The sequence below is a fragment of the Thiohalobacter sp. genome (assembly GCF_027000115.1).
In the GTDB taxonomy this organism is placed as follows: domain Bacteria; phylum Pseudomonadota; class Gammaproteobacteria; order Thiohalobacterales; family Thiohalobacteraceae; genus JALTON01.
Genome location: NZ_JALTON010000037.1, coordinates 111,020 through 131,295, shown reverse-complemented (window position 1 = coordinate 131,295; position 20,276 = coordinate 111,020). Strand labels below are relative to the sequence as shown.

At 65.0% G+C, this 20,276-nt stretch carries 23 protein-coding genes; 2 read left to right on the top strand and 21 right to left on the bottom strand.

Annotated elements, in window-relative coordinates:
- Positions 1-3: 3 nt before the first annotated feature.
- Positions 4-549, bottom strand: a complete 546-nt coding sequence (locus MVF76_RS06110; RefSeq protein WP_297527910.1) for a cytochrome b — start codon at positions 547-549, stop codon at positions 4-6.
- Between the two features lie 78 nt (positions 550-627).
- On the opposite strand from MVF76_RS06110, the gene MVF76_RS06105 reads away from it, so the two are divergent.
- Complete coding sequence (locus tag MVF76_RS06105) at positions 628-1,104, top strand: YaiI/YqxD family protein (protein ID WP_297527909.1); 477 nt, start codon at positions 628-630, stop codon at positions 1,102-1,104.
- A gap of 1 nt (position 1,105) precedes the next feature.
- Positions 1,106-1,534, top strand: a complete 429-nt coding sequence (locus MVF76_RS06100) for a Dabb family protein (RefSeq protein WP_297527908.1) — start codon at positions 1,106-1,108, stop codon at positions 1,532-1,534.
- Positions 1,535-1,541: 7 nt separating this feature from the next.
- Here the strand turns inward: MVF76_RS06100 and MVF76_RS06095 are convergent, their stop codons facing one another.
- The 20 genes from MVF76_RS06095 to MVF76_RS06000 all read right to left on the bottom strand — a co-directional run bounded on the left by MVF76_RS06095 (position 1,542) and on the right by MVF76_RS06000 (position 20,170).
- Positions 1,542-2,105, bottom strand: a complete 564-nt coding sequence (locus MVF76_RS06095) for an NUDIX hydrolase (RefSeq protein ID WP_297527907.1) — start codon at positions 2,103-2,105, stop codon at positions 1,542-1,544.
- Between the two features lie 17 nt (positions 2,106-2,122).
- On the bottom strand, positions 2,123-2,740 hold the full coding sequence (locus MVF76_RS06090; RefSeq protein WP_297527906.1) for a BMC domain-containing protein: 618 nt from the start codon (positions 2,738-2,740) through the stop codon (positions 2,123-2,125).
- A 45-nt stretch (positions 2,741-2,785) separates the two neighbouring features.
- Positions 2,786-4,906 (bottom strand): SulP family inorganic anion transporter, encoded by a 2,121-nt coding sequence (locus MVF76_RS06085; RefSeq protein WP_297527905.1) that lies wholly within the window; start codon positions 4,904-4,906, stop codon positions 2,786-2,788.
- 152 nt (positions 4,907-5,058) lie between these two features.
- A complete protein-coding gene (locus MVF76_RS06080; protein WP_297527904.1) occupies positions 5,059-5,295 on the bottom strand; it encodes a hypothetical protein in 237 nt (78 codons plus the stop codon).
- Positions 5,292-5,918 carry a ParA family partition ATPase gene (gene parA, locus MVF76_RS06075; protein WP_297527903.1) on the bottom strand — a complete coding sequence of 209 codons (627 nt, stop codon included), beginning with the start codon at positions 5,916-5,918 and terminating at the stop codon, positions 5,292-5,294. Before parA ends, MVF76_RS06080 begins: the two co-directional genes overlap by 4 nt.
- A gap of 7 nt (positions 5,919-5,925) precedes the next feature.
- Positions 5,926-6,183 carry a 4a-hydroxytetrahydrobiopterin dehydratase gene (locus MVF76_RS06070; RefSeq protein ID WP_297527902.1) on the bottom strand — a complete coding sequence of 86 codons (258 nt, stop codon included), beginning with the start codon at positions 6,181-6,183 and terminating at the stop codon, positions 5,926-5,928.
- Positions 6,184-6,216: 33 nt separating this feature from the next.
- A complete protein-coding gene (locus MVF76_RS06065) occupies positions 6,217-6,669 on the bottom strand; it encodes a ferritin-like domain-containing protein (RefSeq protein WP_297527901.1) in 453 nt (150 codons plus the stop codon).
- A 45-nt stretch (positions 6,670-6,714) separates the two neighbouring features.
- Positions 6,715-7,020, bottom strand: a complete 306-nt coding sequence (locus MVF76_RS06060) for a BMC domain-containing protein (protein WP_297527900.1) — start codon at positions 7,018-7,020, stop codon at positions 6,715-6,717.
- Between the two features lie 45 nt (positions 7,021-7,065).
- Positions 7,066-7,368, bottom strand: a complete 303-nt coding sequence (locus tag MVF76_RS06055) for a BMC domain-containing protein (protein WP_297527899.1) — start codon at positions 7,366-7,368, stop codon at positions 7,066-7,068.
- A 54-nt stretch (positions 7,369-7,422) separates the two neighbouring features.
- Entirely contained in the window at positions 7,423-7,722 is a 300-nt protein-coding gene (locus MVF76_RS06050; protein ID WP_297527898.1) for a BMC domain-containing protein, read from the bottom strand.
- Between the two features lie 79 nt (positions 7,723-7,801).
- Complete coding sequence (locus MVF76_RS06045; RefSeq protein WP_297527897.1) at positions 7,802-8,056, bottom strand: carboxysome peptide B; 255 nt, start codon at positions 8,054-8,056, stop codon at positions 7,802-7,804.
- The gene (locus tag MVF76_RS06040; RefSeq protein WP_297527896.1) at positions 8,056-8,316 is read right to left on the bottom strand and encodes a carboxysome peptide A; all 261 of its coding nucleotides are present in this window, start codon (positions 8,314-8,316) and stop codon (positions 8,056-8,058) included. Before MVF76_RS06040 ends, MVF76_RS06045 begins: the two co-directional genes overlap by 1 nt.
- The gene (locus MVF76_RS06035) at positions 8,313-9,782 is read right to left on the bottom strand and encodes a carboxysome shell carbonic anhydrase (protein ID WP_297527895.1); all 1,470 of its coding nucleotides are present in this window, start codon (positions 9,780-9,782) and stop codon (positions 8,313-8,315) included. The genes MVF76_RS06040 and MVF76_RS06035 overlap by 4 nt, the downstream gene beginning before the upstream one ends.
- Positions 9,783-9,854: 72 nt before the next feature.
- Positions 9,855-12,149: a CsoS2 family carboxysome shell protein gene (locus tag MVF76_RS06030; RefSeq protein ID WP_297527894.1), complete on the bottom strand. Its 2,295-nt coding sequence runs from the start codon at positions 12,147-12,149 to the stop codon at positions 9,855-9,857.
- 80 nt (positions 12,150-12,229) lie between these two features.
- Positions 12,230-12,574, bottom strand: a complete 345-nt coding sequence (locus MVF76_RS06025) for a ribulose bisphosphate carboxylase small subunit (protein ID WP_297527893.1) — start codon at positions 12,572-12,574, stop codon at positions 12,230-12,232.
- 55 nt (positions 12,575-12,629) lie between these two features.
- Entirely contained in the window at positions 12,630-14,042 is a 1,413-nt protein-coding gene (locus MVF76_RS06020; protein WP_297527892.1) for a form I ribulose bisphosphate carboxylase large subunit, read from the bottom strand.
- 228 nt (positions 14,043-14,270) lie between these two features.
- Positions 14,271-14,597 (bottom strand): P-II family nitrogen regulator, encoded by a 327-nt coding sequence (locus MVF76_RS06015; protein WP_297527891.1) that lies wholly within the window; start codon positions 14,595-14,597, stop codon positions 14,271-14,273.
- A complete protein-coding gene (locus MVF76_RS06010) occupies positions 14,594-17,713 on the bottom strand; it encodes a DUF2309 domain-containing protein (RefSeq protein WP_297527890.1) in 3,120 nt (1,039 codons plus the stop codon). The genes MVF76_RS06015 and MVF76_RS06010 overlap by 4 nt, the downstream gene beginning before the upstream one ends.
- Entirely contained in the window at positions 17,713-18,414 is a 702-nt protein-coding gene (locus MVF76_RS06005) for a hypothetical protein (protein WP_297527889.1), read from the bottom strand. Before MVF76_RS06005 ends, MVF76_RS06010 begins: the two co-directional genes overlap by 1 nt.
- A gap of 76 nt (positions 18,415-18,490) precedes the next feature.
- Positions 18,491-20,170 carry a proton-conducting transporter transmembrane domain-containing protein gene (locus MVF76_RS06000; RefSeq protein WP_297527888.1) on the bottom strand — a complete coding sequence of 560 codons (1,680 nt, stop codon included), beginning with the start codon at positions 20,168-20,170 and terminating at the stop codon, positions 18,491-18,493.
- Between the last annotated feature and the right edge of the window lie 106 nt (positions 20,171-20,276).

Here is a 20,276-nt window from a genome sequence, read left to right as displayed (position 1 = left end):
GCGCTACAGCATTCGCCTGAGGACATCGACCTCCGGGTTGCGGTCGAGGAAGCGGTGCTTGAGCGCGCCGGCCACGTGCAGGCCGACCAGTGCCAGCAAGGTCCAGGCCAGCACTTCGTGCACTTCCTCCATGAGTTCGTGCAGGTCATGGTTCTCGGCCACCAGCGGCGGGATCTCGAACAGGCCGTAGAAGGGCACCGGGCGCCCGTCACTCGCCGCGATCAGGTAACCGGCAACCGGCACTGCAAACAGACCGAGATAAAGCAGCCATTTCACCAGGCGAGCCAGCGCGCGTTCCCAGCCAGCCAGCGCCGCGGGCAAGGCAGGGCCCGGAGACACCGCCAGCCAGCCCAGTCGCAGAAGCGTCAGCATGACGATCAGCACCCCGGTGCTCATGTGCAGCATGAACAACTGGCTGCGCAGGGGATCCCCCTTCTCCAGCTCTTCCATGGTCACGCCGAGACCGATCATCGCGAACACCAGTGCCGCGGTCAGCCAGTGAATCGCGCGGACAGGCGCGCTGTAGCGTTGCGAATCATTGCCGTGCATGGGGTGTCACCACTGAGTCCATCCGGGGACATGATACCATGCAGCCGAAACTGCTACGGATATCAGGAGACCCGCCGCATGCAGATCTGGGTCGATGCCGATGCCTGCCCCGGCGTCATCAAGGAAATCCTGTTCCGGGCCGCGAAGCGGACCGCCATCTCCCTGACCCTGGTCGCCAACCATGCCATGCGCATACCGCCCGGCTGTGGCGCCCGCCTGCTGCAGGTGCCGTCAGGATTCGACGTGGCGGACAAGGAGATCGTGCGCCGGGTAGCCGAGGGTGATCTCGTGGTCACTGCCGATGTGCCACTGGCCGCGGAGGTCATCGCCCGCGGTTGCCGGGTACTGACCCCACGTGGCGAGCGGCTGACACCCGAGAACATCGGCGCACGGCTGGGCATGCGCGACTTCATGGACAGCCTGCGGTCCAGCGGCATCGACACAGGCGGCCCTTCAGCAATGAACAGCGCCAACCGTCAGGCCTTTGCCAATGAACTCGACCGCTGGCTGGCCGCCAGGCCCGCCAGGGAAGAACCTGCTGCCGGAGACGAATAACATGGCCACACGCCGCTTTCGACAGTCACCCCGGTTTTCTGATCTCGCCGCGCTGCTCGCCCTGTGCCTGGCGCTCGCCGGCTGCAGCGCGCTGACGCCACAATCGCCGCGCGACGGGCGCATCCACCATGTGGTGCTGCTGTGGCTGAAGACACCTGGCGACGAGCGCGCGCGTCGCGAGATCCTCGCCGCCAGCGAACAGCTCCGCCGCATTCCCGGGGTAATGACCATGACCTCCGGGGTCGTGGTCGCAAGCGACCGGCCGATCGTCGACGACAGCTTCGATGTCGGGCTGACCCTGACCTTCCGGGATCAACAGGCGCTCGAGCGCTACCTGGAACACCCGCTGCACAGACAACTGGTCAGGGAAGTGATCAGGCCGCGGGTGGCGCGCATCCGCGTTCATGACTATCGGGAGATCCCGCGCTGAACCGGGATCAGGGAGAGCGCCGGCCGCGCAACCGGCGCGTCTTCTGGACCAGGCGATAGATCGAACGCAGGTTGTTGAAGCTGAGCACCCGATGCAGCGGCACCCAGAGAATTTCGTGGGACTCGTCATTGCCCGGAATCGGGATGCCATCGTCCACCTCGACCAGGAAGCGCACGTCGAAGTGCAGATGACGCGGATCGTGCACGCTCTCGTGGACCACGTGCACGTCGACATCGAAGATCCTGTCATCGACCAGCCGGATGTGTTCCGGCGGCAGACCCGTTTCCTCGGAGGTCTCCTTGAGCACCACGTTCAGCACGTCCGGATCACCATCGGCATGGCCACCCGGCTGCAGCCACATGTCCAGCTTCCTGTGGTGCAGCATCAGCACCCGGTCCCGCGCCGGGTTCACCACCCACGCGGATGCCGTCACGTGCCCCGGCCACAGCTTGCGATCGAAGCAGTCCTCGTGCTCCAGCACAAAGCGACGGGTCCGCTCCACCATCGCCTGCTCCTCCAGGAACGGCGTGTGATACGCATCCAGGGCCTTGAGCAACTGCTGTCTGTGCATGACCCGCAGACCCCCGCTCAAACGCCAGAGAGGTTGTGCAGCGCCGACAGGGCTGCCGCGGCGGCGGCATCGATATCGGCCTCCTTGCCAGCCAGGGTCAGGCGGCCGAAGGCGCCCACGGCGCGGGCGTCGACCAGGGTGATGTTCGCCGCCTTCTCCGCTTCGTTGGCAGCGTATACCACGTAACCCGCCGGCTCGGTTTCCAGAATGAACATGCTCTGCCCGGAGAGGATCATGGAACCGCGACGATCCTGGCGGTTGATGAGCACGGCATGGTCAGGGGTTACGGAACGGATAATCTCGCGCCAGGCCACGCGACACTTCTGTCGCGAGTCCTCCGGCGCACCCAGCAACTGGAGAACGGTTCGCCCCGCCTCCTGAACGTCACTCTGGTCGCCATGGTGCAACACCATGGAACCGAAGGCGCGCTCCACCACCTGCTGCCCCAGGTGTACGCGCGTGGCCTTGAGTGCCACATCGGACAAGCGATGCACCGCCATGCCGGGGGCCACCTCGATCCACAGGCAGGCATCTCCGGGGACCGGCAGAAAGCCCTGCGACACCGTACCCAGATAGGCCGCAAGCTGCGGCTGCAAGGAATCGATGTAGACATAAGTGCGCAGGGTGATGCTCATGTGATCACCCTGTCTTCAGGTCCGCTGACTTGTCGTCCCTGCCCGTCACTGCGCCCCCGCCTTCTCGCGTTCCGAGATTTCGCTCTCGCAGGCGGCGAACTGCTCGGAAAGCTTGCTGATGGCCGAACGCTTGTCCACGAAGAAGGCCGACTCCCCCAGCTCCTCGTCAACATGCGCCTTGCGGAAGGCCTCGCGGACCTGGTGTTTCAGGCCGCTGAACATCAGCCTTACCCCGTTGTCACGCAGCCGTCGCGCGACCTCGCGTACCTTTTCGATACCCGAGGCGTCTATGTCATTGATGCCGCTGCCGATGACCAGGATGGCACGCGCGTCGGGAAACTCCGCATGTGCCTCGAGAATGATATCCTCGAAATAGGCGACATTGACGAAAGTCAGCACGCCGTCGAAGCGCACGGGGACGAAGCAGCGCGACAGCGGCTGCAAGCCATGGGTGCGTGCGCCGCCGAGCGTTCCGTCCGGTTTCATGGCCACGACCTCGGCACGCGGCCGCATGGTACGAATCAGATAATGAAGCACCGTGAGCAGCACGCCGACCAGAATGCCGTTGGCGATCGACGGCGCCATCGCCAGGGTGGCGCCGAAGGTCACCAGGCCGATCACGGCGCCGACGCGATCGACGCGCCAGGCATCGATCAGGGGTTCTACCCGGATCAACCCGAACACGGCCATCATGACGATCACCGCCAGCACCGACTGGGGCAGATGGTAGAGATAGCGGGTAAAGAACAGCAGCACCAGCACCACGGCAATAGCGCTGATGATGGCAAACATACCCGTCTTCGCCCCTGCCTTGGCCGCCACGGCGGAACGTGAAAAGGAACCGCTGACGGTGTAGGCCCCGAAGAAACTGCCGGCGATATTGGCCAGTCCCTGACCCACCAGTTCCTTGCTGGTATCGACACGCTCGCCACTCTTGAGGGCAATGGCCTTGGAGATGGAAGTCGCTTCCATGAAGCCGATCAGGGCCATCACGATGGCCGAGGGCAACAAGGCAAACAGATAGGCCCAGTCGAAGTGTGGCGGGGAGAAAGTCGGCAGGCCCTCGGGAATATTGCCCACCACGGCGCCGCCGGCAGACAGCACGACCCGGCCCTCGCCGTCGATGCCGCTGAACCGCCACCGACGACCGTCACCAATGCCGCCGGAGTCGTCAGCGAAAGGCACAAAGCGGACCGTCTCTCCCTGGCCCACCCGGGCAAGAGGCTGGCCGTGCAGTTCGATGATGCGCCGGTTGTTTTCCGTCTTCAGGGCCTCCATGCGCATGCGCAGCACTTCGGCGGCCGCCCGGACCTCGGCGGCATGCGCCCGCGCCTCGAGGGTATTCTCGGCGACCAGCCTGTCGGCCTCCTGCCGCTTGGCGGAGATGCTGGCAGACAGCTCGCGAATGCGCGTCTGGGCCTCGGCATAATCCTGAACATGAGTCCGAATGCCGGGATCGGCAATGGCATCGGCGGACACCTTTGCCTTTTGCTCGTAACCGACCAACGCACTGATCAGGGTGGACACCACAACTGCAACCAGGATGCCCGGGATACTGGGTCGGATGCGCCGCAGTGCGGCGATCAACACCCAGGTACCGACGGCAAACAGCAGGGTCGGCCAGTGCAGATCGGGGATCTGCACGATCACCCCCCAAAGATCGGACAGGTAGGAATCCGAGCGGGGGAAGGGCACATTCAGCACCTTATTCAACTGCGACAGGCCGATGATCAGGGCCGCGGCATTGGTAAAACCGACAATGACCGGACTGGAAAGCAGGTTGACGATCGCGCCGAGCCGAAACAGACCCAGCCCGAAACGCAGCACACCGACAAGGAAGGCCAGCATGATGGACAGGGCAATGAATTCCTCGCTGCCCGGGGTGGCCAGCGGCAGCACCGCTGCCGCGGACATCAGCGACAGCATGGCGACCGGGCCGGTATGCAACTGGCTGCAGGAGCCCCACAGAGCGGCCACGATGACCGGCACGAAGGAGGCGTAGAGACCGTAGACCACGGGCAACGCTGCAAGCTGAGCGTAGGCCATGCTCTGCGGAACCAGAATCAGGGCGACGGTCACGCCCGCGACCAGGTCCGCGCGCAGGGTTTCCATTCTCAGGGGAAACCAGCGCAGAAAGGGGAAAATGGTATGAAGAAACTGATTCATCGATCTAGACCGAACTCCGAATGGCGGCAGACAACGCAGCCGGCCCGCCTGCCCCTGGCGGCCCGGGTCTCGACGCGAGGATTCGGAAGGAGCGCCGATTCAGGACCACGCCCCGGCACAGCACACGTCCGCGCCGGGGGCGGGCAGCGCATTCAGTCGGGCCAGACCCGGCGGCCGGCCTGATAACCCTGGCTGGCCGGCGCAGACTTGCCGCCGCCGCTCTTTGCCGGGGCCTTGCGGGTACGCCGCTTGCTGGTGGAACCGGAAGCGGCGGACCTGGATGCCGACGACCCGGCCGCCTTGGCAGCCGCGGGCTTCGCGGCAGCCGTCTGTCTGGTCTTGCGAATCGAATCGATCAGCTTCTTCTGGGTATCGTCGGATGCGCTCATGATCCAATAACCTCTTCAATCAATGCGTTCATTTCGAGAACCGCCGGCTCGCCCCGCTTGCCCATCGCGTATACGGTCCTGCCTTCCAGCACACTGTTGCGGTAGATGGCGCGACGACGTATCGCCGTCTCCGTCACGTCCAGCTCCAGCTCTTCCACCGCCATGCGCGCAAACCGCGAGAGCACGGTCCGGCTCTCGAGCTGATTGATGACCAACGAGGCTCCGAGCCGGGGATTGACCGCCCTGGCGCCGGCGATGGTCTCGACGATGTGCACCGTGGCCCACAGATCCATCGGTGAAGGCTGAACCGGAACCAGGGCCAGATCCGCCACCTGGAGCGCCTCCAGCGTCTGCATCGCATTGACCGCCGGCGGACAATCGATCACCAGGAAGTCCTGGTCCGATGCCAGCTCCGGAACTGCGTCTCCCACGCGTGCCGATTCGGCCAGCACCGCCGGCGTGTTCTCGCGCTCGTCGATCAGGCTCCACTGAAAGGCCGACTGCTGGGGATCGGCGTCCAGCAACAGCACCGACCCGCGCTGTGCGAGACCGGCCGCGAGGTTGATCGCCAGGGTGGTCTTGCCGACGCCGCCCTTGCTCCCAACCACCGCGATCGTCGGCATGCCGGCCCTACTCCTTCGCCAGGCTCTGGCGCAAGGCGTCGAGTTTGTCCGCCAGCTCGCGACAGGCCTCGGTCAACCCTTCTTCGTAACCGTGGATGGTCACGTTGACATACTCGCGGCCGAAGCTCAGATCCGGATAGAGATCCATTGCCTCCGAGATCTCCGCAGCGCGATCGAGAAACTCCCGAAGTTCGGGATAACCTGCGAAGGTATAGCGCCGCTCCAGCCTCGGCGGACGTTCGTGTTCACGCCAGTCATCAAGCACGCCTTGCCCTCACCGATTCCTCTTCCGCGGATCTCAAACCGCTGCCCCGACCTCAAGCTCGGCCAGCCAGGTCTGGAGTTCGCGCGCATGCGCCTTCTCTTCGGCCAGCAGCCCCTCGAAGAACACCCGGCTGTCGGCGTCTCCGATCCTCGACGAATAGGCGACCGCATCCGAGTACAGATCGACCAGATCGTTCTCGAAGGCATGATCGAACTCGAGCAGTTCGCGGAGATTGCGTCCGACGCCGGCCGGACGCAGCATGGAAGCATTGGGGGCGGCACCCAGGGCGAGCATCCTGCCGATGACCCGCTCGACATGCCCCAGCTCCTCTGCCGCTTCGGTCTTGAATCGCCGCGCGGCATCGGCCAGCCCCCAGGTCTCGGCCAGGCGGGCCTGGGTACTGTAGTTCTGGACCGCCGACAGCTCGAGGCTGAGCGCGCGGCCAAGATAGCCGAGTATACGCGGATCCATACCGAATGCTGGCATGCCCTGCTCTCCGTTACTGCTCAATCGGCTGTTCGCTCAGACCGCTCAGGAGCGGGACTTGCCCGTCTGCTCCAGTACCGGCTCCACCTCGCGATGGGGACGCGCGATGATGTGGGCAGCCACCAGGCCGTCACCCACACGCTCGCAGGCATCGGCACCGGCGCGAACCGCAGCATTGACGGCACCCGTCTCGCCACGAACCATCACGGTGACATAGCCGCCACCAACGAACTCGCGACCGATCAGACGCACCTCGGCAGCCTTGGTCATGGCGTCTGCCGCCTCGATTGCCGGCACCAGACCACGGGTCTCGATCATGCCAAGCGCGATGCCATAGGTATCATTGGCCATCGTGTTTCTCCTGAATGTATGATGATTGAGTTTAACCGTACCGGATCAGGCTTCCGCCGAACCCGTGGGCAGGACCGGCTCCACCTCGCGGTGCGGACGCGCGATGATGTGGGCAGCCACCAGGCCGTCACCCACGCGCTCGCAGGCGTCGGCACCGGCGCGAACCGCAGCATTGACGGCACCCGTCTCGCCACGAACCATCACGGTGACATAGCCACCACCGACGAATTCGCGACCGATCAGGCGCACTTCCGCTGCCTTGGTCATGGCATCGGCCGCCTCGATTGCCGGCACCAACCCGCGGGTCTCGATCATGCCGAGTGCAATGCCGTAGGTATCGTTGGCCATCGTTCCTTACTCCTGTACTTGAGTTGAGTTGAAAAACCTTCGTTCAGTCAGTGTTCAGCCAGCGCTGCCGGTGGGCAGAACGGGCTCCACCTCACGGTGGGGACGTGCAATGATGTGGGCAGCCACCAGGCCGTCACCCACGCGTTCGCAGGCATCGGCGCCAGCGCGAACAGCAGCGTTGACCGCGCCCGTCTCGCCACGAACCATCACGGTGACATAGCCACCACCGACGAATTCGCGGCCGATCAGGCGTACTTCCGCTGCCTTGGTCATGGCGTCTGCCGCCTCGATCGCGGGCACCAGACCGCGCGTCTCGATCATTCCCAGTGCAATGCCGTAGTTTTCGTTGGCCATCTTTTCAGTCTCCTGCTAAGTCAAAAACGATTGAACTTTCGAAATCGTGATCCGGATCCGCTTCCCGAACCGTCTGCTGCTATGCCATACCCTCTTCCCAGTGATCGATGATTCCGCCGATGGTGAGATCGGTGAGAATCTCGAAATCTCCCGCCGCATACCGTGCGGCCGAGCCGCTGACCGTGAACACCCAGTTGCCTTCCCTCGCGCCCACCGTGTCCACGGCCACCACGCGCTTGCCGCGCCGGTCCTTCAGGATGCGCAGGCTGATCTGCTTCAGGCCGTCGATGCGACGGGTGCAGACCAGCGGCCCTTCGACCTGAAGTATGTCCATCAGGCCCCGCCTTCTTCCTCGGGCGGCCAGTGATCGATGATGCCGACGATGGTCAGATCGCTGGGGTACTCCTTGCTGCCGGCCGCCTCGCGCGCCGCCGAGCTGCCGACGCAGATCACCCAGTCACCCGGAATGCAGCCCACCGCGTCCACGGCGACGAGCTGCGAGCTTCCGTCCTGCACCACCTGCAAATGCTTGTGCTCCAGGCCGGGTATGCGGTTCGTCGCCACCAGCGGCCTGACAACCTGACAAATCTTCACTCACTACCCCCGCAAGCCCCAGTGGGCTCGTCGATGGAACGTTTCAGCACCTCGATCAGGCCACACCCACCACAATCACGCACCACCTGCATGGTGTGCAGCAGACCCTGGCGGGACAGATCTTCAAACCTGCGGTGCAACGCACCGGCAACCCGCCCGCAGTGCTCGATCGCGCGTTCCCGTGCGCCTGGCACCTGCCCGTGATAATCGAATCGCACCACGACAGGCACCGGCAGACCGCGCGAGACATTCAGCTTCCTGAAGATCTTGATGCCGACATCGACATCGGTTGCCGCTTCCTCCACCGTGCGCAGGTACGCAAAATAGGTCAGGTTGCGGAGCTGGATCTCCTCGAAACCGATGCCGGCGCCGATGAAGCGCTCGGCATGATCCACATCCGGATAGCTGCCACCCTCGTACCGACGCACATAGTCGATCTGCGACAGGTTGCCGATCAGCAGGCGCTCGATCAGCCGCGCCATGCCCTCGGCGACATCCGGACTCGTCTCGCGGATGGCCGCCGTGACCCGATCGCGGGCCGACTGCTGCGCAACACCTTGCGTTGCCTCGTACAGGGCCTCGACATCCACAAACCGGGCCACATCCATCCGTCCCGACCCGTCCGGCACGTGCACGCGAATGGCATCGTTGTCCGTGTTCACGCCAATCAGCAGCAGATCGATCGAGGCACCACAGCAGAAACTGTTCTCGATGGCCTGCTGGAAGGCATACAGCCGGTCGAGGCCCGCCGTCGCCGCCTTCAGGGCATCCGATCCATGCGCGGCGCAACCACCATGGTCGGGGTCGATCTCGCTGAAGTGGTAGGCCACCACCTTCAGGTAGCGGGTGGGCGCATCCGCGGTATTCGGTCGCCCCTCCCGGTAACGGAGCATCTCCGTTTCGACCCATTTCTGGATGCTGTCATCCACATCGAACATCGCGCCCGCGTAGGACTTGCGGCGCACGGCGCGATGCGGCAGCCGAAGCACGTAACGCACCAGGTGCGCAAGCCGGCCGTCGGCACAGGGCGAAATGTCCAGGATATGGAATCCGCACTCCTGCAGGAACTGCTCGAAGGCCGCTTCCTCGCGCGAATCGAAACCCAGCGGATCCGCGCGGAAGAAATCGTCGCAGAACCGGTGATAGGTCTCGAACACACAGGCCGCAAACAACCGCCGCATGTCCAGCGGTTCCACCCAGGTGTTCTCGAGCACGGCTTCCGGCAGCTCGAAACCCAACGCCTCGCGGGCCATGGCCTGCGCGCGAGGGACAAAGTCTTCCTCGTGCTGCAGCGCCGAGATGCGCTTGAGCACCGGCACGATGTTGTCGAATGACGCCTTCACCCGCTGCTCGTAGTCGCGCAGCCGCGCATTCTCCGTCTCGGCCACCAGCGGATGTCCGCTGCCATGGCGCACCGGTGCCGCCGGTGCGGCTGTACCGGGCGTGCCGGGCTGCTGCCCCGGCATCGCCCAGGACAGGGAGCGAGGTCGGTTGCGACGTGCGTGATGCATAAGCCGGACTCAGCGGGGGACAGGCCCTCAGCCGCGCGCGCCTCCCGAATAGGTAATGAGCGCACCCTTTTCGGTGTTGCCGCTGCCGCCGGTCACCTTGCTCACCGGCTCGGCGACCTCTTCGTTGCGCTTGGGTGGCAGCATGGCGCTGGTCGCACCCCGCTCGGGACGCCGGGTTGGATTGCGCCGCACCGCAGACATGCCTTCGGTGCCGGTCACACGGTCGCCACGGTCCCAGTCATCTCCGGTGATGCGCGGACCCGCATCCATCCCTTCGCCACTGACACGCGGCTTGACGCGACCGTCCACCATCGGTGCCGGCTCGGGCGTGGATGCCTGCGCGGGCGCGCCACGACCGAAACGGAATTCCTCGGTGCCGGTGACCTTGCCGGAGGCCTTGTCGAACGGGCCGGTGATCTGGCCCCGTTCGTACTGGGTCCCGGTCACGCCGTGTGGCTCGCGCGCGACGGCCGCGGCATGGCTCGGCGGTTCGACGCTGAACTGGCCCCAGGGTGCTTCGCCGAAGGTCTGGGGGAAGTCCGGGCTGCCCGGCTCGGCGGGCGCGGTCGGACAGGCCTGGGCAAACTGGTCGGCCCCCACATAGGGTGTTCCGGTCAGCGGCTCGCAGGCACCCTTTTCGGCACCGGTCATCTTGCCATTGATGCCGGGCTGGATACCGGTCATCACCGGGCCCGGCGTGGCACGGCGTGCGGGCGCGCGGGCCTCGGCAAGCTGCGCCTGCTCGGGCTCGCAGTAGTCACGGTACTGCTCGGCACCGGCATAGGGCGTACCCGTGATGGCCTTGCACAGGCCAGGCTCGTCACCGGTGATCTTCGGCGAGTGACTGGTCATGGTGCCGCTCACCGTCTTGCCCTTCAGCGTGCGCGACAGACCCACCTTGGCATCCTGCGGTTCCGGCTTGGTGCCACAGAACTGCTGGAACTGCTCGGCACCGATGTAGTCGTCGCCGGTAACATTGCGGCAGGCACCCGGCTCGTCGCCGGTGACGCGCTCGCTGCGACCTACCAGGGTTCCGGTGACCTGGCCGCCGCGGACCGTCTCGGTCACGCCCACCTTGGACGGGTAGGCGCCGTTGCCGGGCTCCATCACCTGGGTTCCGGTGAGTTCGCGGGCGGCACCGGGCTCGTCACCCGTCACCTTCGGAGAACGACCGACATTGTTGCCGGTGACCGGCTTGCCCTTGGCCGTGTGGGATACGGTGATCCGGGTCGGAGTCGGTTCCGCGCCGGTACCGCAGAAGCTCTGCAGTTGGTCGGCACTGAGGTAGTCGGTCCCGGTGACCTGCTTGCAGGTACCCGGCTCGTCGCCGGTGACCTTGGGACTGCGGCCGACCTCGGTACCGGTCACGAAACGCCCGTGACTGGTCGAGGTCACGCGCACCTTCGAGGGCGCGGCGGGCGGCTCGGCCTGGCAGAACTCGCGGAATATGTCGGCCCCCATGTATTCGGTACCGGTAATGGTCCGGCAGGTGCTGGGCTCGTCCCCGGTGGTCTTGACACTGCGACCGACGATCGTGCCGGTTACCTGCTGGCCATGCGAGGTCTCGGTGACACCCACCTTCCAGTAGGCATCGGCGGCACCCTTTTCGGCGCTGTCCGCCTTGCGTGGACGACGGCGGCCGGCGGGCTCTGAACGCTTCTTCTCGCCGGCGCTGCCACGCTGGCTGCGCTGCGCCCGCAGCGCCTGGGCCAGCTCGCGACCCGACATCTTGGGATTGGCCGCCCGCGCGGTCTGCGCCGGGGTCAGGCCGTTGGCGCTGACACCGGCCTTGCCACGCGCCGACAGCGCGCGGCGACGCGCCACGGAGGCTGCCCGACCCGGGCTGGCAGTCACCCGTACCTGCATCCGCGGCAACATGCCGCCTCCGGCAGGTGCCGCGGGTGCAACCACTTCAGTCTTCGGGGTCTGCGTATCGCTCACCGCGGGTGCCTCGCCCTTCTTGCAGCCGCAGCCACAGCCGCCCTCGCGGCGACCGCCGGCCTTGGCGGCGCCAGCGCCCTTGCGCAGGATCTCGCTGCGCTGGCGGTCGCTGCTCGGAACCCCGGCCTTGCCCCGTTCGGACATGGCGCGGCGACGCGCCCTGGAGGCGGCGCGCGCACCGGTACCGGTTGCGGTGGCGGGCCGTGCCGCCACGGTCGGTGCGGCCACCGGCTGGCTGCCGGTGGCGGAGGCGCGCGGCGCGGCGGTACGGCCGGCGGAAGCCGACTGGATGCCCGCCTTGCCCTGAGTCGACATGGCGCGACGCCGGGCGAGGGCTGCCTGCCGGGCGCTGCCCGCAGAGGTGTTTGCAGTCTGTGCCATCACAAACCCTTCATGTTTGAAGTGGGTTCAAATTCGGGTGGCCGCCCCCTTGCACGGGGGCGGCGATCAGTGCCTGCGGCTCAGCCGCGACCTTCGTAGACCACGAAGGCCAGGCCCTGACTCTGGGTGTAGTTGTCATAACCCAGCAGACGGATGTGGTGATCCGGATAGGCGCGGTGGCAGGCCTCGAGTTCGGCCACCACGTGAGCCAGATCCTGCTCGCCGAAGAACGGCAGCTTCCACATGGTCCAGTAGTGATTGAAGGCCTGGCTGGGATGCTCGTGCTCGATGGCCGGCGTCCAGCCCTGGGCCAGGATGTAGGCGATCTGCTTGTAGACCTCTTCCTGGGAGAACTTCGGCAGGAAGCCGAAGGTTTCCAGGGTGCGCTTGGTGACGTAATCGCCCATTTCCGAAACGTTCTGCATGATAGTGTCCTCTTGGATTCGATTCGATACGGTCTAGTTCGTGGCAGTCGGGCGATCAGCCGACGTCCAGCTTGTCCACGGTCTCGAATTCGAACTTGATCTCCTTCCAGGTCTCCATGGCCATGGCCAGCTCGGGGCTGTGCTGCGCCGCCTCGCGCAGGATGTCGCCACCCTCGCGCTCCAGCTCGCGGCCCTCGTTGCGGGCCTTGACGCAGGCTTCCAGCGCAACGCGGTTGGCCGCGGCACCGGCAGCGTTGCCCCAGGGATGACCCTGCGTGCCGCCACCGAACTGCAGCACGGAGTCGTCGCCGAAGATGGTGACCAGCGCCGGCATGTGCCAGACGTGGATGCCACCGGAGGCCACGGCGAACACGCCCGGCATGGAGCCCCAGTCCTGATCGAAGAACACACCACGGGAACGATCTTCCGGCACGAAGGACTCACGCAGCTGATCGACGAAGCCCAGGGTGGCGGCGCGGTCGCCCTCGAGCTTGCCGACGACGGTACCGGTGTGCAGGTGATCGCCACCGGACAGGCGCAGACACTTGGCCAGCACGCGGAAGTGGATGCCGTGCTTGGGATGACGGTCGATGACCGCGTGCATGGCGCGATGGATGTGCAGCATCATGCCGTTGTCGCGGCACCAGTTGGCCAGACCCGTGTTGGCGGTGAAACCGCCGGTCAGGAAGTCGTGCATGATGATGGGCATGCCCAGTTCCTTGGCGAACTCGGCGCGCTTGTACATCTCTTCCGGCGTGGACGCGGTGACGTTCAGGTAGTGACCCTTGCGCTCGCCGGTCTCGGCCTGGGCCTTCATCACGGCCTCGGCGACGAACTCGAAACGGTCACGCCAGCGCATGAAGGGCTGGGAGTTGACGTTCTCGTCGTCCTTGGTCAGGTCCAGGCCGCCGCGCAGACACTCATACACCGCACGGCCGTAGTTCTTGGCCGACAGGCCCAGCTTGGGCTTGATGGTGCAGCCCAGCATCGGACGACCGTACTTGTTGAAGCGGTCGCGCTCGACCTGGATGCCGGCCGGCGGGCCACCGCAGGTCTTGATGTAGGCGATCGGGAAGCGGATGTCTTCCAGACGCAGATGCTTGAGGGCCTTGAAGCCGAACACGTTGCCGACCAGCGAGGTCAGCACGTTCACCACCGAGCCTTCCTCGAACAGGTCGATGGGATAGGCAATGAAGGCATAGAAGGACTCGGAGTCACCCGGAACGTCCTCGATGCGGTAGGCACGGCCCTTGTAGTACTCCAGGTCGGTCAGCAGCTCGGACCACACGGTACTCCAGGTACCGGTCGAGGACTCGGCAGCCACGGCCGCGGCAACCTCTTCCCGGGGCACGCCGGGCTGACCGGTGCACTTGAAGCAGGCCAGCAGGTCCGTATCGAGCGGAACATAGTCCGGCGTCCAATACATTTCGCGGTACTCTTTAACGCCCGCCTGGTAGTTTTTTGCCATCGGCTCGCTCTCCTAAGTAGAAGGTTGTGACTTGGAATATCCGGGATGACCACGAATGCGCGTTCGCCGCATCTCTGGAAACTTTGCTGGCGGGGGATTGTGCGCCTGGACAGGATTTAATAAAAGTTAATGTTTTTTATTTTTATGATTAACGATAGTTAATTGTTTGCCCAAGGCTGTGGATAACTCCCTGCCTTTGCCTTGCGATTCAATCAGCTATCCCCACCCTCAGTCGCGGAACTTGACCAGCCGGGTGACCTGGATATCCGACACGAACACCACCCCGGAATGGCTGTTGAAGAAGGGCGAGAAGCCCTCGAGGATGGGTTCGACCAGTTCCTCGGGGACGGCAGCGATGATCATGATCAGCACATCGTCCTCGTTGAACATCAGGTGCCCGGCATGGAAGCCGTGACTGCCCTTCCCCGACAGATTGTTGATGATGGTGTAGCCCTTGACCCCGGCCCGATCGAGCAGGTCGGTCGCGAAGGCCCGATGTTCACCATCGATGATGATTTCCAGTTTCTTGATGGGGGTCAGATTCAGCTCTTTCATGATGATGCCGCCTCCACGGATTCGCCCGGCCGTCCGCTCTCGGGGCCGGGGCGTTGCAGCCAGTCGCCGCGGTCGAATTCCCATACCTTCCCGGCCTCCCGGTCGACCACCAGGAAGCGGATCCATTCGTTGTGTACCAGACGCTTGACCGAGGCCACCTCCTCCAGCGCAAGCCGGGCATGCGCCAGCGGGGCCTCGACCAGGGTGATCAGCCGCATGGGTTCATGGTAGGGCATGCCATCCCTGAGCACCGTCTGCGCCGGCAACCCGGTGCGCAGGTCGCTGAGATTGCCGGTCATGACCCCGAAGCAACCCGCGACATTGTGATAGACCTTGCTGCCGCTGCCGAAGCGCTCGTTGTCCACGGTCGAGAAATAGTGCTCCATGTTGATCCACTGCCCCACCACCAGCGGCCCGGTGAGAATGTTCTCCAGCAGCCGACGCCGGGGATCCAGTCGATAGTCGTAGGAATGCAGAAAGGCCCGGCCATGGAGCGGCAGCTCGCGAGTGATGGCCCGCCGACCGATGATGAAATAGGCATTCCCCGACAGCCCCCACTCCGGCCGCACCTGCGACCAGTCCAGGGCATTGCGCCGGGCGATGCGCCAGGCGCGGGCAGGATCATCGGCCCCGGACTCCCTGGCCAGCGTGGGCACGCGCTCGGCCGCACACAGGCGGGCGGCGGAGATGAGCCCGTTGCGCAGGCGCTCGATATAGATGAGATGCGCCGGCGGAATCAACTCCACGTCCTCCAGGCGGATCTCGTCGGTGGTGGTATCGTGCAGCGCCGGCATGAACCAGGTGTCGTCCGGTATGTCGATACCCTGCCGCCGCAGGCGCCGGCGCACCTGGGGGCTGTTGGCCATCTGCGCAAGCACGCGGGCGTTCACCAGTCCATGGTTACCGCCGCAGGCGCCACAATCGAGGGCCGATTCATAGGGGTTGTTCTCGGAGGTGCTGCCATGACCGACCAGCAGCACGAAACGGGAAAAGCCGCTGGTCAGGCCGATGGAACGCAACGCCGTCGCCACATAGCCGGCCTGCTCGTCGACGGTGAAACCGATCCGGCCCAGACGCTCCATCTGCACCCGCACGAAGGCCGGATTGATCAGATAAACCTCGCGCAGGCGTTCTACCAGATCGGCAACGCCATCGTCATCAAGCCCGAGAGTCGCCAGCGCCGCGCGGTCCACCTCGGCCTTGCCCATGGCCGCCTCGCGCAGGGTCCGCACCGTGTCATCGGTGATGTGCTCGGGCCGGAGTCCGAAATCCTGCTCGACGGCCTTCTCGATCACCGCCCGCTGCACGGCGCGCACGATGGAGTCCGCCCGTTCACGGCTCAGCTTGTCCACCAGCAGCCGCGTAATGCCCCGTTTCGGCGCCAGACGCTTGCGCCAGGGGCCATAGAGCGCCGGGAACAGGGTCTTGCCGATCATGTCGAAACCGAACAGCAGGCCGATCGCTTCCACGGTCACGAAGGGCGTGAGGATGGATTCCTTCAGTTCATGGACCACCTTGCCCAGGGCCGTGACGGCAGCCTCGTCGCGATACTCGAAACCGGGAATCTCCACGACCAGATTGCGCGGCGTGAGCAGAACCGGGCACAGGTGCGTCTCGCTGCCCTTGCCGATCTCGATGAAACTGAGCGGCACGCCGAAGAAACCGGCAATGCCGAAGGTCTGGTAGTCGCCCGCGGCTTCCAGTTGACGGCGAATGCGCTCGGAACGGGTGTCGATGCAGAACAGGGCCTGGGCGAAGGGCCGTTTCTCCCGACGTTCCCGGGCATCCGGGGTCACGCCAGCGACCAGCCGGTCGATGGCATGCGCCTCCATGGCGCGCAGCCAGCACTGACCTTCGTTGCGCTCCACCCGGTCCAGGGCCCGCAACAGACGGTCGAGTTCCGCTGCGGGCAAACGGGACAGCACCGCGGCGACACCCAGGCGCTCGCCCAGCGACGTCAGCCGGGTCCCCACGGTCCGTGCCTCCAGCTCGCGCTTGTGACCCATGTACTCGGCGAACAGGGCCTCGATCCCGGGACGCCGGCCAAGTAACAGGGTACGCTCGACCCGCCCCGCCAGGGCAGGCACCGCATGCCTCCCGTAAAGCTCTTCGCGCAGAAACAGGGCTTCGGGCTCCGCGCGCATCCAGGCCCGCAAGGCGGGGTAGTCGGCGGGCAGGCCGTGGCGCGACGCCTCGCGCAGAAGCGCCGCCGAGAACAGCAGGCGGACGGCGACATAGTCGACCAGATCGGCGGGATAACGCTGGGCCCAATGGTAATGCGCGGCGGACGAACGCCAGCGGATGAAACCCGCCCAGCCATGCAGGCGTGCGATCTCGCGACGCAGGTAATCCTGCCACAGCAGTTCGGGGATACCGAGCCGCGACATCACCTGGGCAATCACCTGCTCCGGGGCATCCGCTTCACCCATGACTTCCCGCAGGTGCAGGCCCTTGAGGAACAGGCGCCCGTTGCGCAGCGCCACCGCCCGCCAGGCACGAAAGAATCCCTGTTCCCGTTCGGGCATGCCCCAGACCGACTGACCCTCGTCGAAGAAATCGAGGCAGCTCTTGATCACCAACTCGTCCAGTTCGGCACCCAGTTCCGTGCCGAACAGGGCGTCGAGCACCTCGTACAGCGGCATCCCGCTCAGAAAGCGTGCCTCCAGTTCCTGCCGCAAGGCCTCGCGCCGCAGCGGCCGCGCGGGCAATGGCCTGCCCTGCAACAGGGCGGCCAGGTCCTCCGCGCCGATTACCCGGGTATCCCCCCAGCCGACCGGTTCCGGCTCATCGGTCAGATCCACCAGCGCCCAGTCGAGCACCGGCCTGCCGAGAATCTCGCCATCGTCCTCGACAAAGGCGGCAATCTCGCGACGCAGGTGGTCCCGGTCTATCCTGCCCTGTGCCAGGTAGCGCTGGTATTGCTCGCGAGCCAGATAACCCCGGGCATGGAACAGTGCGGTACCCTCGCGTACCGCCTCGGCAAAGTTGCGGTCTTCGAAGCCATGCAGGGGGTTGTGATGAATGAAGGCGCGCATGGGCCAGAAATAGGGAATCTGTTCCCCGGCGACATACACCAGGCTGCGAATCCTCAGCCGCTGTCCGAGTTCACTCGTCATCAGCCTGCCCCCGCGAGCTGCATGGCCTCACGCAATCCGATGACCGCCAGGCCGACAAAGACCGACGCCAGGGTCCACATCCCCGCACGTGACAGATCGGGTGTCCCCCTGCCGATGCCGTATTGCGGCCACTGTTCCGGCCCCAGAACCAGCCGTTGCAGCAGGCGCACCCCCGCCCAGCCCCAGAAATACCAGACCGTCACCAGAGCAACCGCCATCGAAAAGGGCAACAGCCCAAGCAGCTCGACCAAATGGAAGAACAGCGGGAAAGGCGGCGTCGCAATGGCTGCCAGAATGCCGAGCGCGACCAGACCGGACAGGCGTGGGTAACCGTGCACCAGCCCCCCCACCAGGCCCAGGTAGGCAGAACCGAACCGGGCCGCCATCAGACCGGAAAGCGTGCGCAGAACGACCAGGGGCGCCACCGCAACCAGGGCAAGCATATGGGCCTCCGGTGCCGGGATGCGCTCGACGGGCAAGAACCAGAACAGGGCCAGCAGGGACACGAACATGAAGCCGGTCCATTCCGAAACCTCATTGAGTACCAGGGCGCGAAAACCATATAGAAAGGCAGTCGCAAACGCCCACCACTGCAGCCACTGGGGCACGTCCGGTTGCAGCCAAAGCAGCAGGCCCACACCCGCCTGCGACCAGATCAACAGAAACAAGCCTGCGACCCAGGCGTTGCGGACATGCTGCATGAGCAGACTCGGCAGCATGCTGGCCGGAAACAAAGGGAGCAGAACGGCCAGTGGCACCAGTTCCCGCCAGCTCATGTCACAGCCACCTCAGGCGGCGATTGATGCGCTCCGCCACCTTGAGCATCCAGTGCGATACGAGACCGTAGATGTCCGGCACATAGAATTCCCTCGACACCAGGGCATAGAAACGTAGCCAGAGTGACGACAGCCGGGCCGACCGCACCCCGCCTCTCTGGTCCGCGTAGTAGGCCAGCAGCCAGCCCAGCACCACGATGACGGCGATCATGGCCAGTACCAGCTCGAACAGGAACAGGTCGATGTTTGCTGCGGCATAGAGCGCGGCGCGCATCTCCGGATCGGGATAAAGAAAGAGGTCGAACACATGGGCAACCAGCGTGTAGCCGATCACCACGATGGTGAACGAGAATATGATCAGGGCCAGCAGCCTGGGCAGGTTCGCGGTCTTCATCTTGTAGGTGGAAAACAGCAACTGGGCGCCGGTGACCCAGCCGAAGAACAGCAGCACGATGGCGCCCTGCTTTTGCAGGATCTCCTGGTCCACCATCCAGTGGGCCAGGCCGAGAATGAACGAAGGCACTGCCAGCGTCATCAGCGCCATCAACAGCCACGGCGGTCTCCTGGCCGCCAGCCTGCGTTCGACCACGAAGGTATAGAGCGGATCCTTGGGTACGCCGTCGCTGCGCCGCGCCTCGTTGATGATGCTGCCGGCACCGAGGAACAGCGTACCCTTGAAGATGCCATGTGCGATCAGGTGATAGATGGCCAGAGAGAAGGCTCCCACACCACATTCCATGATCATGAAGCCCATCTGCCCCATGGTCGAATAGCCCAGCGATTTCTTGATGTCGTTCTGTCCGAGCATGAGAATGGAACCGGCAATGGCCGTGACCAGGCCGATCAGGAACAGCCAGTGCAGCACCTCGGTGGTGTGGATGAACACCGGCGCGAAACGGTTGATGATGAAACCGCCGGCGTTGACGATGCCTGCATGCATCAGCGCCGAAACGGGTGTGGGTCCTTCCATCGTGTAGGGGAGCCAGGCATGCAGCACGAACTGGGCGGAGCGAGCGAAGGCGGAGATGGACACCAGCATCGCAACCACCTCGGCCAGCCGGTAGCCACCCAGGGTGGTACGCCCGGGATCGGCCTGCAGTGCATCGAAAATGGCGCCCAGATCAAAGGTTCCATAAGCCTGGAACAACAGCGCCGCTGCCAGGATCAGCGGCAGATCCCCGAGCCGGTAGGTGAGCAGGCTCCAGCCCGCGTAACGGCTCGCGGCACGACTGTTGACATTGTGTCCCAGCAGGAAGAACAGCAGGATGCCGATCAGGTTCCAGGACACCAGCAGGGTGAGCAGGTCACCGGCGAGTACCATGGCATACAGTGCGGTAACCAGAAGGTCGAGCAGGATGAAATAGCGCGGCAGGCCGGGTTCCTCGGCCATGTAACGCACCGAGTAGGCGTGGACGATCAGGCTGATGCCGGCGATCACCCAGGCCATCAGCGCGCCCAGTGGATCGAGCCGGAGAAAGGGCCAGTCCCCCGGCAGTGCCGCGACGACATCGGCGTCGCCCAGCACGCGTGCCGCCAGCAACAGCACGGACAGGCCGAATGCCAGAGCCGCGCCCCAGAGACTGATTCGCGCCACCCGCCGGCCCTGCGCAGGTCCGGCCAGCAGGCCGGCCAAGGCCGAGAGCAGCGGCGTCAGCGGCAGAAGAAGTAGCAGTTGCTGCACAGGTGTCCCCTCCAGGCACCCGCTGCCGCTGGCCGCAGATTCTGCGCATGCGGTCCACACCGGCCGGCGGCTGCATTGGCCACACCACCCCGTGGGCGCCTTGCAT

Excerpts from the sequence above, each read along its gene's own strand:
- MVF76_RS06110 (WP_297527910.1), bottom strand. The coding sequence starts at position 549 with ATGCACGGCAATGATTCGCAACGCTACAGCGCGCCTGTCCGCGCGATT.
- MVF76_RS06105 (WP_297527909.1), top strand. The coding sequence starts at position 628 with ATGCAGATCTGGGTCGATGCCGATGCCTGCCCCGGCGTCATCAAGGAA.
- MVF76_RS06100 (WP_297527908.1), top strand. The coding sequence starts at position 1,106 with ATGGCCACACGCCGCTTTCGACAGTCACCCCGGTTTTCTGATCTCGCC.
- MVF76_RS06095 (WP_297527907.1), bottom strand. The coding sequence starts at position 2,105 with ATGCACAGACAGCAGTTGCTCAAGGCCCTGGATGCGTATCACACGCCG.
- MVF76_RS06090 (WP_297527906.1), bottom strand. The coding sequence starts at position 2,740 with ATGAGCATCACCCTGCGCACTTATGTCTACATCGATTCCTTGCAGCCG.
- MVF76_RS06085 (WP_297527905.1), bottom strand. The coding sequence starts at position 4,906 with ATGAATCAGTTTCTTCATACCATTTTCCCCTTTCTGCGCTGGTTTCCC.
- MVF76_RS06080 (WP_297527904.1), bottom strand. The coding sequence starts at position 5,295 with ATGAGCGCATCCGACGATACCCAGAAGAAGCTGATCGATTCGATTCGC.
- parA (WP_297527903.1), bottom strand. The coding sequence starts at position 5,918 with ATGCCGACGATCGCGGTGGTTGGGAGCAAGGGCGGCGTCGGCAAGACC.
- MVF76_RS06065 (WP_297527901.1), bottom strand. The coding sequence starts at position 6,669 with ATGCCAGCATTCGGTATGGATCCGCGTATACTCGGCTATCTTGGCCGC.
- MVF76_RS06060 (WP_297527900.1), bottom strand. The coding sequence starts at position 7,020 with ATGGCCAATGATACCTATGGCATCGCGCTTGGCATGATCGAGACCCGT.
- MVF76_RS06055 (WP_297527899.1), bottom strand. The coding sequence starts at position 7,368 with ATGGCCAACGATACCTACGGCATTGCACTCGGCATGATCGAGACCCGC.
- MVF76_RS06050 (WP_297527898.1), bottom strand. The coding sequence starts at position 7,722 with ATGGCCAACGAAAACTACGGCATTGCACTGGGAATGATCGAGACGCGC.
- MVF76_RS06045 (WP_297527897.1), bottom strand. The coding sequence starts at position 8,056 with ATGGACATACTTCAGGTCGAAGGGCCGCTGGTCTGCACCCGTCGCATC.
- MVF76_RS06035 (WP_297527895.1), bottom strand. The coding sequence starts at position 9,782 with ATGCCGGGGCAGCAGCCCGGCACGCCCGGTACAGCCGCACCGGCGGCA.
- MVF76_RS06030 (WP_297527894.1), bottom strand. The coding sequence starts at position 12,149 with ATGGCACAGACTGCAAACACCTCTGCGGGCAGCGCCCGGCAGGCAGCC.
- MVF76_RS06025 (WP_297527893.1), bottom strand. The coding sequence starts at position 12,574 with ATGCAGAACGTTTCGGAAATGGGCGATTACGTCACCAAGCGCACCCTG.
- MVF76_RS06020 (WP_297527892.1), bottom strand. The coding sequence starts at position 14,042 with ATGGCAAAAAACTACCAGGCGGGCGTTAAAGAGTACCGCGAAATGTAT.
- MVF76_RS06015 (WP_297527891.1), bottom strand. The coding sequence starts at position 14,597 with ATGAAAGAGCTGAATCTGACCCCCATCAAGAAACTGGAAATCATCATC.
- MVF76_RS06010 (WP_297527890.1), bottom strand. The coding sequence starts at position 17,713 with ATGACGAGTGAACTCGGACAGCGGCTGAGGATTCGCAGCCTGGTGTAT.
- MVF76_RS06005 (WP_297527889.1), bottom strand. The coding sequence starts at position 18,414 with ATGCAGCATGTCCGCAACGCCTGGGTCGCAGGCTTGTTTCTGTTGATC.